Raw genomic sequence first — 10,639 nt, 5'->3', positions numbered from 1 at the left:
GATTCGTATTATCGATTAAAGAAAGAAACACGCCAGGCCATCGACATGATGTGCTGGCTGTCTTCAGAGCGTGGCTTTTTCTTCGCAAAAGATGACTATTTAGCTGATCGACACGATATATCTGACAGAACCATCCGCAACGTAGCAAAGAAGCTGCGCGAACATGGCGTGCTGTTTACCGTGTATCGGAGATCCACGAAGCAAAACGGACGGAGTGCACCAGTCCATTTATTTGTGGACCACCCGTATTTTTCATACTGGGAAGAACTGCTAAATCTAAGTGATTTCCAAGCAGATTTCCAAACAGAAAACGCCGAAATCCCTTATGGCTCTAAGGACGAAGAGGCAAAAAAAGTTCCTACCTATTCATTACCATTAAAAAAATCTTTTAATAAATATATACGTAAGGAAGAACCTGTTTTAGATGAAAGCTTTACGCCTTCTCATATTCCAAAGAGCTTTATTTTGGCCGTTAAACCATTCTTTGGACAAGCAAAGGAAATCTATAAGCTATGGGGCAAAGCCATGCTGGCTTATCGTATCACTCGTTTAAACACGCCTTTAGAGGAATTAACAGAGTTAGTCATTCAAGCTTTTAAAGAATCGATTTTTTCTCATAAACACAGACGTATTAAAGGCTCTTTTCATGCCTATTTCTTTGGCACGCTGCGAAACATGATGACCATTGAAAAGAGAAGAGAAATCATGAATAACGATCCAATCTTTACACAGTTTAAAGCCTACATGGAATCTTAATGATCCTGTCTGAAAACCAGGAGCCTTTAAGGCTGTTAAAGTTACCTTTAAGGCAATAAGATCGTCTCTGTCATGATCATTCGGCAGGACTATAAATAACTCACTTATCTTTCCTCATAGAGTGGGATAGATAGTAAATATGGGCGGGAAAGATAGGGAGTAGATAAGTATGTAGGATTTGAGAGCATAGGGGATAAGAGATCAAATTAGCTGCGGCTGATTTTGGTCATGAAAGCCAAGAAAGACTGCTATAAAGGCAGTCCAATATGAATTAAAATTTTATTCTTTCTTTTTCTTATTATCTTTAACGTTGTCTTTTAATTCTTTTAATAAATCCTTTGTTTCAGATGCATCTATTCCTCTTTTTACAGCTAATTCGATAATAGCGTATTGAATAAAGAGAAAAACAAGACCAATGATTATTGCTAAAGGAATTGGTATCTCCATACTTTTATCTCCCTCTCACTTATTATTTTTTATACAAGTTTTACTTAAAATGGTTAATAAAGCAAATTTTTACAAAGGAAGAAGGCTAATGAAAAACGAGGAACGTTGACAAATTAATGGTTTGGAGAAAACAAGAACTTCCTTGTTGTAGTGTTATGTGAACTAAATGTGTATAAACTATACATGAACGAGAAGTTTAGCGTAATTTTGTTCATAAGGTAATCTGTATTTCGAATACTTCTAATTCCTCTTTATTCCATTTATTTGTATAATTGTACAAAATTACATGAAAGGGTTTTATCCAATGGGGAAAAAATTTTTTATTAGTGTTTTGACTTTATTATTAATCACTTCAGGAGTTTATTATTTTTACTGGGATAATAAGCTAAAAAATGAAGAAACAGTTGCCAAAAAGGCTTTAAATGAGTACTTACATAAAGAAAGAGGCTTCTCGAAATCTGATGTAGAAAAAGTCACTTTTTTCGATGATAATCCTTTAGGAGGAGAAAATTATCTATACTACTACGCTTATGTTGTATATGCGGACGAACCTAAAAATCAATATGTATACTATATAACCAAAGAAAGAGAAGTAGAATTTGCAGGATATGCAGGATATGGGGATCCGGATACCATGAAATACGAAAACTATGAAGAATTGAAACATGAAAAAATCGAAGAGTAACGAACGACAGCATTCCTTTTCATATTTATGCTAATTAATGAAGATAATATGGGTAATAAATTAAGAAATTAACTAACGGGTTTTTTTAAAGACCTTTTTTCATTTCCCATATCGAAGATTATGTTAATCAAGAAGAGCTCCCTAACTAGGGAGCTTTTTAGTTTTTTTGCAAATACATTTCCGTGCGTGGAACATTTATTTACTATCCCTTTAGCAAGTCTAAATTTGTATATTAAATAACCTTAAAATACTTATTGCACTCTTTTAAACACCCATACAAAAAAGAGTTCCATGAATAGATTAACAAAAAATAGAGGTGTTTTTTTGGCTAAAAAGAAGGGTAATAAGAAAGCTTTTATTACAAGGTGTGGGACTACCCAAAAATACACACCGTTAAAAAATCTAAAAGTACAAGATGTAAATAGATGTTTTGATAAAGAAGACAACGTTTATTCTGGTTTTCACGTTCCACAAAAATGTTTTATTGACACTCATCCATTTACCGGTAGTTTATTTTTGTCAGTAGGTGGTCCGGAACAAACCCTTATTGAAGATATTACTTGTAATCACAATAAAACCTTATTAATATTGAGGTCTTCACGAACTGGTGGAAGTGGGTTTAATGCTCAACCGATTCAAGTAATTATTCGAACAAGAGGATGCACTGAGCCTATTACAACTGTCCTGCCTCCAGGGATTCCAAGGGTATTTCAAGTAGAGGATTTCGAAAGCCTAGTTGTGGCAAACCTTGGCTCTGGAAATGAAGCTTTACTTGAATATAGTATGGAAAAAACATTTTGTATTTGTTGTAGTGGTGAAGATAACAACCAGAAATGCAGATCTTGTTGTGGTACATGTAATGATTGTGAAGATAAGGAAAAATGTCATACGTGTATCCATTGTAAAAAATGTAATTGTTCTTGCGATCGAACAAACTAATGATAGATCTTCGCGAAGAAGATCTTTTTTATTTGAATTTGAAGAAGAAGAGCAGTAAGCGTCAAAAAGGGCCCACCTGGACAACGGTTGGGCCTTTGTGCTGTCATTATTTTGTTTTCTTAGGAATCCGGCATTCCCCTGGAATGCTCTTCGACCAAGGGAGGAGGCTGTCTATCGCTTGTTCATCGGTTCTATCGATCAAAGGGAGTTGCTCCAGAACGTACGTCAAATAAGCAAATGGATTAAGATGATTCTCCTTTGCCGTTTCAACAATACTGTAGATCACCGCGCTGGCTTTCGCCCCTTTCATCGATTGGGAGAACAGCCAGTTTTTTCGTCCGATGACAAATGGTTTGATAGAGCGCTCGCTGCGGTTATTATCGATCTCCAGACGGCCGTCTTCTAAGAAAGTGGTCAGCCGCGGCCATTGATTCCGGCAATAGGCGATTGCTTTTCCTAGAGCACTTTTTGGTGTGACCCGCTGGCTTTGCATTCGAAGCCAGCTTGAAAAAGCATCCAGCACTGGCTGGCTGCGCTCTTGGCGGATGAGCTTACGCTCATCGGGCGTCACTTCCTTGGTGTCACGTTCAATGGCAAATAATTGATTGCAGAACTGCAGGCCTTCTTCAGCCGCCGTCGGCGTCTCTTTGCCTTTTGCTTCTGAAGGCAGAGCCGTGATCGCTTCATCGAATTTGCGGCGCGCATGAGCCCAGCACCCGGCAAGCTTTACATGGGCCAGGTCATTATAGCCTTGATAGCCATCGACATGGAGATATCCTCGGAAGCCCGAAAGGAAAGCCTTCGGATGTTTGCCTGCACGAGTCTGGCGATAATCAAACAGAATGTTCGGGGCAGCGTCTGATCCTGTCCGATATAGCCACATATAGGATTTCGAACTGGCTGGACGCCCTGGTTCGGAAAGAACCTGCAGGCTCGTCTCATCGGCATGCAGGATATCATTCTTCAAAAGATGGGCGTGCATTCGGTCATAGAGATGCACGAGCCAATGGTTTGCCCCATATAACATCCAATTTGCCAGTGTCTGGCGTGGCAGGCGGACACCCAAACGCTCCAATTGCTTTTCTTGGCGGTAAAGAGGCTGGCTGTCTACATATTTTTGGCTCATGATATACGCCATGGCGGAAGGAGAGGCCAGGCTGCCTGGATACATAGGCGCAGGCATAGCTGCGGTCACGACAGGCGTTTCCGTTCCTTCGCGCTCACATTGGCGGCAACTATAAACATGGCGCACATGCTCTACTACTTTTACCTGGGCAGGGATGATTTTCAATTCACGGCGCACTTCCGTGCTCATTTCATGAACAGCTCCGCCACAGCACAAACAGACTTGCTCATCGGCAGCTAAACGATAGTGGATCGTTTCTGTCGGCAGGTTTTCCAGTTTCTCTTTCCGTTGGCCCTCGCGGTTCTTAGTCCGCAGAACCACTCGTTCCACATCCGGCTCCTCGATTTTCTCATCTGCCGTTGCCTCGGCTTCGTTGAAAAGAGAAAGGGCGAGCTGGTCGGGACTGGTTTTTTCGCTCGAAGAGCCAAACTTCTTCTGCTGGCTCAGGCGGAATTGTTCCTCCAGCCAGTTCAGTTTGGCTTGGAGCGCTTCATTCTGTTTTTGAAGCTCCGCGTTTTTCGCTTCTAATTCTTCAATTGTCTGAGAGGGAAGGGTCAATTTTTTCATAATAAAAAGGATTCGGCTTTTTTCGCCAAAATCCTCTTTTTCACACGATTATTTTCGCAGAAACTCTGCCATGTGCCTGCGTTTGTTCAAGGGTGAGGCCGTCCAGCAGCCAGTTCAGCTGGCGGTGGCTGATCGCCATTGGCTGGGCGGAGGAAGGATCGGGCCATTGAAAGATTCCTTTCTCCAGCCTGCGGTAATAAAGCCAAAACCCGTTGTACTCCCAGTGCAGAATCTTCAGCTTATCCTTTTTCCGATTGCAGAAAACAAACAGACATGGAGAAAAGGGATCGAGCTGGAATCCTTCCTGTACGATCGCAGCGAGTCCATCAATCGATTTGCGCAAATCGGTGCTTCCACGGGCGAGATATACACAGTCTACTTTGGCCGCATTTAGCATCGGCTTTCTAGTACCCGGATTACATCGAGCAGAAGCTTTTCATTGAGAGGTTCCTTAATTTCAATTTCGCATACGCCGACTTTTATGGTAAGGGAAGCTTTATCCTCGGGTCCATCGGTGACATCAAACCTCATCCACTCCGAAGGAGAAGCCGGTGCAGAGGCAGCCGAGTTCTGCCTTCTTAGCCAGTAATAGAGCCGATGAGTGGAAACACCATTCTCCGCGCACCACTGCCTGGCGGTCAGCCCGCTTTCCCTGTATGCCTGAATCCGTTCTTTCCACAAGCTCCTCAATTCTTCTTTCTTCATTATAATCCTCCCTATGTTTTTCTTAGGAAGGATTATGCCATAGGATCATATAGATAAGAAGGTGTGCTGTGTTTACCGCTTACGAAGAGCATAAGGAAAAAGTGCCCCCATATAGTATGTGGGGTTAGGCAGAGCCTAACTTTTTTATGGGGGCATGAAAATGAGAAAAGCCATACAATTGCCATACAAAAACTTGCCTACAAAGTCTCGTTTTCTCATCTTATTTTTTCTTTTATATCACATGACATGAAAAAGTACCCGATATGTAGTTGTTACGTTGGATTATTTACAAGAAGTCAAACAACACTCATAAGAGGATAACAAGCTGCATGAGAAATTGAATGACATTGAAAGGAGATAGTGTCATAAAAACCAAAGTAAATAAAGAGAATTAAGCTGAAACAGTCGATATTTTTTTTGCTGTTTTTCTTGTCCCCATTGAAAAGTTAGGCTCTGCCTAACCCTATCCATTAAGTGGGGGCACTTTTTCCTTATGCTCTTCTAACTTTTTTCAATAACTAAATAAAAAGCGAGATCTAAATCAGATCTCGTTAATTTTTCTAAGCATAGAGTAATAACTAGCTCCTCTTTATAAAGTCTTTTTTTAAATCCCGAAATAGGTTTTTAAAATCATCATAAAAGACAATAGTGAAAAAACCTAAAATAGTAAGTCCTACAGAAAAAGAACCTAATTCCGTAAAGAGCCCTATAAAAACAAGTAGAATCCCTATATAAAATCCAGGATCGGAAAACTCTTCAAACTTTTTTTCTTTTTCATCAATGTTTATTTTTTTTTGAAACTGCCGATCTCCTTTAATCAGTTCATCTAGTGTAATATTATAGAATTCGCTTAATTTAATGAGATTTTCAATATCGGGATAACCTTTATTATTTTCCCACTTATAGACGGCTTGCCTAGAAACATTCATTTCTTGAGCTAATTCTTCTCTAGACATATTTTTTCCTTCTCTTAAGATCTGCAATTGTTCTCCTAAATTCACCTCAACCACCTCTTTGCACCACTTTATAACAGTTGTGTAAAAACATCCATAAACACTTAGTAGTACGAGGTAAACTGTTGGTTAACAGAAGGTCCACTACAGGAAGTTAATAAAGCTTCCTAATGAGGCTTGTCTTTTTTTCTTTAAAACTATTGTTTCTATTGATAAATTAGTAACCAGATAAATACTTAGGTTTTTATAAGGGTATTATTCTTGATAAAAGTGAATATCAAACCTTAATATTAGAATTAACCAGGTTTTTATATAGGTTTTAAAGGTGGGTATAAACATGGATAAAAGTGATTATCAAAGTGAGGGAAAGTTTGATAATAATCAAGCACCAATTGAATTTACGATAAAAGAAATAGCCAATTTGTTAAATGAGTCCCCTAATGTTATTCGTAATTGGGTGAAAGAGCTTCGTGATTATATCCCCTTAACAAAAAATGAAAGTGGCTACAATGTATTTGACCAGAAAGCGTTAGAAAAGATGAAATCCATCAAAATGATGCACCGACAACAAAATTATTCTATAAAGCAGATTAAACATTATTTTGCCACAGGTGGAGAAGCCTTTCAGCCACTTCCAGAGAAAGGTCCAGACGAATTGTTAGCTGAAGAACTTCGGAAAATGAGAGAGGAACTTCAGTTTTTAAGAGAAAATGTTCAAAAACAAGAAGAGTTTAATCAGGCATTAGTGAAAAAACTGGACCAGCAGCAAAAGTACATAGACGATAAGCTAGAGACACGGGATCGCCAGTTGATGAAGGCTTTAAATGAAACACAAGAAGTGAAAAGATTAATGCAAGAAGAAAAAAACGGACAAGCTGAGAAGAAAAAAGGCTTTTTTGCACGTTTATTTAGTTGATTAATTTATTCCTAAAATGGAGAAGAGAAGAAGGGCATGAACACAAAGTTATGCTAACGGTTAAGCTTGTGCCTAGATTTTACTCGTAAATTTACATGCTTATAGTTTTCCTTATTCTGTTGTTAGAAAACAATTGATTATTAAAATGTAGGAGGGGGTTTTTTGAATTTAGCTTTTATATTTATCATCTTGTTTTCTTTACTATCTTCTACTTTATTTTGTTTTTTTGTGGTGAAAAAAGCCAAAAAGATTCACCTGATATTTTATGCTTTTTTTATGAATGCAATTATTTTAAGTGGAGCATCAGCTATATTGTATAAAATAGATGCTCAGAGATTTCATAAAGAACTGTATGGGTTATTTGACAGTCTAGGGATTGTAACGTTGTTGTTTTTTATCCCTATAGTTACTTGGTTCAATATTATTATAGTTAAATGGAGAAAGGACACATGGTTAACATAAATCTCCGGTCCTTATCTCTTTATACGATAGATACTGCTGTTTAGTAATGAATAGTAAACGAAAAGATCAATACTATCATCTTAATGCAACATAATGGCGATTATGTTGCATTGCTCCCCCCCCCTTCTTTCCCTACGAAAACCCTTGTCTACCAAGAGTTTTTTCTTTGGTGTCAACCCCTAGCAGGGGTTTCAATGCGACATATTGAATGATATAGTTGTGTTGAATAAGACATAATCGATCTTTATAGCAACTGGAGGCAACCCGATATGACCAACAAACAAGGACAAAATAGTGTCGAACCGATCCGGGACCCTGAAAAAATCCGGATGATCAAAGAGTACTTATTGCATCAATCGTACCGAGATTATTTTTTATTTACGTTTGGCATCAATTCTGGCCTGCGGATCAGCGACATTCTGCCGTTACGGGTGATGGATGTCCGAAATACGGAACATTTGCGGATTCGCGAGAAAAAAACGGGGAATGTACGAAAAATCAAAATGTCGGCGGCGTTAAAACAAGAAATTGAGAAATATACGCGCCATATGGCCGATTCTGACCCCTTATTTCCGTCTCGGAAGGGGAAAGTACCCATTGGACGTCAAACGGCTTGGAGGATCATTAACGAGGCTTCTCGCGTGTGCGGGGTGGAAGGGGCCATTGGCACCCACACCATGAGGAAAACGTTCGGCTATCATTTTTACCAGCGAACGAAGGACGTGGCGATGTTGCAGCAGATCTTTGGCCATTCCTCTCCATCGATTACGCTTCGGTATATTGGTATTAATGATGAAATGGTAGATCGAGTTCTGGAGGATTTCTCTTTGTAAAGATTCATCTAAACTGTTGAGGATGATAAAATCGTTCAAAGAATTGAAGATAACCATTTGAAAAAGTATTCACAATTTACAGCAGTGAAAACTTTTTTGGATATAAATGTGAATTCTTCGTTCATCCACACGAATGTTCTATCTGCAAGGCCAGTAACAATATGAGAAGAATTAGAATATTGTTGCTCCAAAACCTTTGGTTTATAAACTAAAACGAAATCCATCATGAATTAGAGCATGATAGATTTCGTTTGACTTAGTAATTAATCATGTGAGTTAATAAATAATAATTAAAACCATATATTACCTTATTTGTATTTTGGTTGTATATAATAATTGTGTCTCGTTTTTTCTGCCTTATAATAACTCCATTTCCCAATAGGATCATGTACAGTAATCTTGTATTTTTTGAAAGTGAAGTCTCCCCAAACTCCTAATCTGCTATATCTTTTGGAGTCTGCAGGTATTGTAGTCGTTACACTTTTCGAATAAGAGAATCCAATATCTAAACGAACACCCTCATAAGTATATGAACCGTTGACAGAGTATGTTTTTCCATTCTGTAATGTGTAACGGCTTGCTTTGCTCCAGTTAGGAGTTCCAGAATGGTAACCTACCCATAAATTGTTTTTTCGGGTTGAAGAAATAAGCGTTTTTGTTTCCTTATAAGCATAAGGTGTGATTTCACTGTTAGTTGGAGCATCGTTAGTAGACAAATTTGGAGGGTTATTAGGTGAATTGTGCATCGTGGAGTTATATTTGTCATAATCTTCTTTATTTTCAAACATAAGAGTATTTCCATCTTCATCTACAATGAAATATTCTGCGTCATTGTTTTTGTCATTCATTACCGAATCAGTTACATCATTTTTTTCTGCATTTGCTGAAGGGCTTAATAAAGCAAGAGAAAAAATAAATACAAAAGACAACATTAAAAGTTTTTTTAGCATTTTTATCCTCCGTTTTTTGAACTTTTTGTAATCACAATTCAAGTATACCAATCAAATGGTTAAAATTCAAATATTTTCCAATCGGAAGAGGAGGGCTTTTCATGCGTTTTGTAGAAGAATCTATTATTTTGGTTTCTGTTGCTTGGATGGTTATTTACTTATACGGTCTATATGAATTGAGCTCTGCTGCTTATAGTCATTGGCTTATACTGATTCCTGTATTATTGACCTTGGTTTTAATTTTTAGTTTTTTTAGGAAGATAAGAAAATAACAAGATGCAGGGATATTGCAGCTAATCTTTGACCATTCATCTCTCTCAATCACCTTGCGGTATATTGGCATTAATGATGAAATGGTAGATAGAGCATTAGAGGAATTTTTTCTGTGAAAAAGTAAGAAGAGTAATAGAAAAATGATGGTCAAGGAGCATAACATTGAGGCACAAAGTATTAAAAGCCGTAGAGATACCTAAATGGGGAAATTATTTACGGGAGCAATGGAAAAAACATTTTGCAAGTCACCTTACAACTGAAGAGCAAAAACTAATTGGAATGGATGGCTTCTTATGGTATTTATGTGCTTCCGAAGAAGTGGAATGTCTGGAAAAAGAAGAAGCAATAGCAGCGTTTAAAGAGCAATCAAAACATAAATGTACAATCTTTTATCAATTCATAGATGAAGCGTATCTTCTTAATACTGCCCAATTGCTTACAGTTGAAGAACTACCATATATTCGTGATCATATGTATTACGGGGATCTTTATGTAATGGATTGGGAGGGTCAATGGACGTTCATTATGACACATGAAAGCGAGTGTGGCCCGTATTTTCTTACGACAGATAAATAAAAATAATTTTATAGAGAGTATCATGACTTGTATAAATTTTGAAAGTTTGCTATAAATAGAGTCAATTAAATCGAACGGAAAATAAAAAAGGCAAAAGCGCGTTATAGTAGGATGGCCGTCCTCTATAACCGTCCACCGTGAACCACCCACGGTAAACACTTGCTTTTACCCGTCTTACTTTATTTATGCCTGTATCTTACGATAAATAAACGTAAATTTCAAGGGAAAAGTCTACCTTTTACAGAAAGTCAAAGGACGTGTTTACCGATTTACGCGGTAAACACGTCTTTTTTGTTTTTCTCTAAAGGAGACGAAACCCATGACCGTAAGCAGAATGTTATCCAATGAAGAGTTTAAACAAATGATGAGCTACAAGCCATATGCCAACAATCAAAAAGAGCAACAATCTATGAAATTAAAGTTACTAAAAGTAGTAGAAGAGGTGTACGGT

General features: G+C 37.9%; 14 protein-coding genes. 8 read left to right on the top strand and 6 right to left on the bottom strand.

Translation table 11 applies throughout. The features are described from left to right. Window positions 1–756: transcriptional regulator (locus MKZ02_RS23960; protein ID WP_340856965.1), on the top strand; the 756-nt coding region annotated here is incomplete at its 5' end. Window positions 757–1,035: 279 nt separating this feature from the next. Here the strand turns inward: MKZ02_RS23960 and MKZ02_RS23955 are convergent. After that, the gene (locus MKZ02_RS23955) at window positions 1,036–1,203 is read right to left on the bottom strand and encodes a hypothetical protein (RefSeq protein WP_340856964.1); all 168 of its coding nucleotides are present in this window, start codon (window positions 1,201–1,203) and stop codon (window positions 1,036–1,038) included. A gap of 304 nt (window positions 1,204–1,507) precedes the next feature. On the opposite strand from MKZ02_RS23955, the gene MKZ02_RS23950 reads away from it, so the two are divergent. Both MKZ02_RS23950 and MKZ02_RS23945 read left to right on the top strand, forming a co-directional pair. Then, window positions 1,508–1,888 carry a DUF3139 domain-containing protein gene (locus tag MKZ02_RS23950; protein ID WP_340856962.1) on the top strand — a complete coding sequence of 127 codons (381 nt, stop codon included), beginning with the start codon at window positions 1,508–1,510 and terminating at the stop codon, window positions 1,886–1,888. A 324-nt stretch (window positions 1,889–2,212) separates the two neighbouring features. After that, a complete protein-coding gene (locus tag MKZ02_RS23945; protein ID WP_340856960.1) occupies window positions 2,213–2,827 on the top strand; it encodes a hypothetical protein in 615 nt (204 codons plus the stop codon). 106 nt (window positions 2,828–2,933) lie between these two features. Here the strand turns inward: MKZ02_RS23945 and tnpC are convergent, their stop codons facing one another. From tnpC to MKZ02_RS23925, 4 genes are all read right to left on the bottom strand, one after another. Continuing rightward, on the bottom strand, window positions 2,934–4,520 hold the full coding sequence (gene tnpC / locus MKZ02_RS23940; RefSeq protein ID WP_340853857.1) for an IS66 family transposase: 1,587 nt from the start codon (window positions 4,518–4,520) through the stop codon (window positions 2,934–2,936). 40 nt (window positions 4,521–4,560) lie between these two features. After that, window positions 4,561–4,917: an IS66 family insertion sequence element accessory protein TnpB gene (gene tnpB / locus MKZ02_RS23935; protein WP_082090092.1), complete on the bottom strand. Its 357-nt coding sequence runs from the start codon at window positions 4,915–4,917 to the stop codon at window positions 4,561–4,563. Next, window positions 4,911–5,225 carry an IS66 family insertion sequence element accessory protein TnpA gene (gene tnpA / locus MKZ02_RS23930; RefSeq protein WP_039238169.1) on the bottom strand — a complete coding sequence of 105 codons (315 nt, stop codon included), beginning with the start codon at window positions 5,223–5,225 and terminating at the stop codon, window positions 4,911–4,913. Before tnpA ends, tnpB begins: the two co-directional genes overlap by 7 nt. A 578-nt stretch (window positions 5,226–5,803) precedes the next feature. Beyond that, the gene (locus tag MKZ02_RS23925) at window positions 5,804–6,226 is read right to left on the bottom strand and encodes a helix-turn-helix domain-containing protein (protein WP_340856959.1); all 423 of its coding nucleotides are present in this window, start codon (window positions 6,224–6,226) and stop codon (window positions 5,804–5,806) included. 289 nt (window positions 6,227–6,515) lie between these two features. Between MKZ02_RS23925 and MKZ02_RS23920 the strand changes: the two genes are divergently transcribed. The 3 genes from MKZ02_RS23920 to MKZ02_RS23910 all read left to right on the top strand — a co-directional run bounded on the left by MKZ02_RS23920 (window position 6,516) and on the right by MKZ02_RS23910 (window position 8,389). Continuing rightward, window positions 6,516–7,094: a MerR family transcriptional regulator gene (locus MKZ02_RS23920; protein ID WP_340856957.1), complete on the top strand. Its 579-nt coding sequence runs from the start codon at window positions 6,516–6,518 to the stop codon at window positions 7,092–7,094. Window positions 7,095–7,256: 162 nt separating this feature from the next. After that, window positions 7,257–7,556: a hypothetical protein gene (locus tag MKZ02_RS23915; protein WP_340856955.1), complete on the top strand. Its 300-nt coding sequence runs from the start codon at window positions 7,257–7,259 to the stop codon at window positions 7,554–7,556. A 269-nt stretch (window positions 7,557–7,825) separates the two neighbouring features. Beyond that, complete coding sequence (locus MKZ02_RS23910) at window positions 7,826–8,389, top strand: site-specific integrase (protein WP_340856954.1); 564 nt, start codon at window positions 7,826–7,828, stop codon at window positions 8,387–8,389. Between the two features lie 308 nt (window positions 8,390–8,697). Here the strand turns inward: MKZ02_RS23910 and MKZ02_RS23905 are convergent, their stop codons facing one another. Beyond that, the gene (locus tag MKZ02_RS23905; RefSeq protein ID WP_340856952.1) at window positions 8,698–9,339 is read right to left on the bottom strand and encodes a hypothetical protein; all 642 of its coding nucleotides are present in this window, start codon (window positions 9,337–9,339) and stop codon (window positions 8,698–8,700) included. 101 nt (window positions 9,340–9,440) lie between these two features. On the opposite strand from MKZ02_RS23905, the gene MKZ02_RS23900 reads away from it, so the two are divergent. Together MKZ02_RS23900 and MKZ02_RS23895 are read left to right on the top strand one after the other, a co-directional pair. Next, window positions 9,441–9,611, top strand: coding sequence for a hypothetical protein (locus MKZ02_RS23900; protein WP_340856951.1), 171 nt, complete (start codon window positions 9,441–9,443; stop codon window positions 9,609–9,611). 163 nt (window positions 9,612–9,774) lie between these two features. Next, the gene (locus MKZ02_RS23895) at window positions 9,775–10,188 is read left to right on the top strand and encodes a DUF4275 family protein (protein ID WP_340856948.1); all 414 of its coding nucleotides are present in this window, start codon (window positions 9,775–9,777) and stop codon (window positions 10,186–10,188) included. The last annotated feature ends 451 nt before the right edge of the window (window positions 10,189–10,639 follow it).

The organism is Pseudobacillus sp. FSL P4-0506 (assembly GCF_038003025.1).
GTDB lineage: Bacteria > Bacillota > Bacilli > Bacillales > Domibacillaceae > Pseudobacillus.
Note: the sequence above shows the minus strand (reverse complement) of the source record. Positions and strands in the feature narration are given on the sequence as shown.

Excerpts from the sequence above, each read along its gene's own strand:
- MKZ02_RS23955 (WP_340856964.1), bottom strand. The coding sequence starts at position 1,203 with ATGGAGATACCAATTCCTTTAGCAATAATCATTGGTCTTGTTTTTCTC.
- MKZ02_RS23950 (WP_340856962.1), top strand. The coding sequence starts at position 1,508 with ATGGGGAAAAAATTTTTTATTAGTGTTTTGACTTTATTATTAATCACT.
- tnpC (WP_340853857.1), bottom strand. The coding sequence starts at position 4,520 with ATGAAAAAATTGACCCTTCCCTCTCAGACAATTGAAGAATTAGAAGCG.
- tnpB (WP_082090092.1), bottom strand. The coding sequence starts at position 4,917 with ATGCTAAATGCGGCCAAAGTAGACTGTGTATATCTCGCCCGTGGAAGC.
- tnpA (WP_039238169.1), bottom strand. The coding sequence starts at position 5,225 with ATGAAGAAAGAAGAATTGAGGAGCTTGTGGAAAGAACGGATTCAGGCA.
- MKZ02_RS23920 (WP_340856957.1), top strand. The coding sequence starts at position 6,516 with ATGGATAAAAGTGATTATCAAAGTGAGGGAAAGTTTGATAATAATCAA.
- MKZ02_RS23910 (WP_340856954.1), top strand. The coding sequence starts at position 7,826 with ATGACCAACAAACAAGGACAAAATAGTGTCGAACCGATCCGGGACCCT.
- MKZ02_RS23905 (WP_340856952.1), bottom strand. The coding sequence starts at position 9,339 with ATGCTAAAAAAACTTTTAATGTTGTCTTTTGTATTTATTTTTTCTCTT.
- MKZ02_RS23900 (WP_340856951.1), top strand. The coding sequence starts at position 9,441 with ATGCGTTTTGTAGAAGAATCTATTATTTTGGTTTCTGTTGCTTGGATG.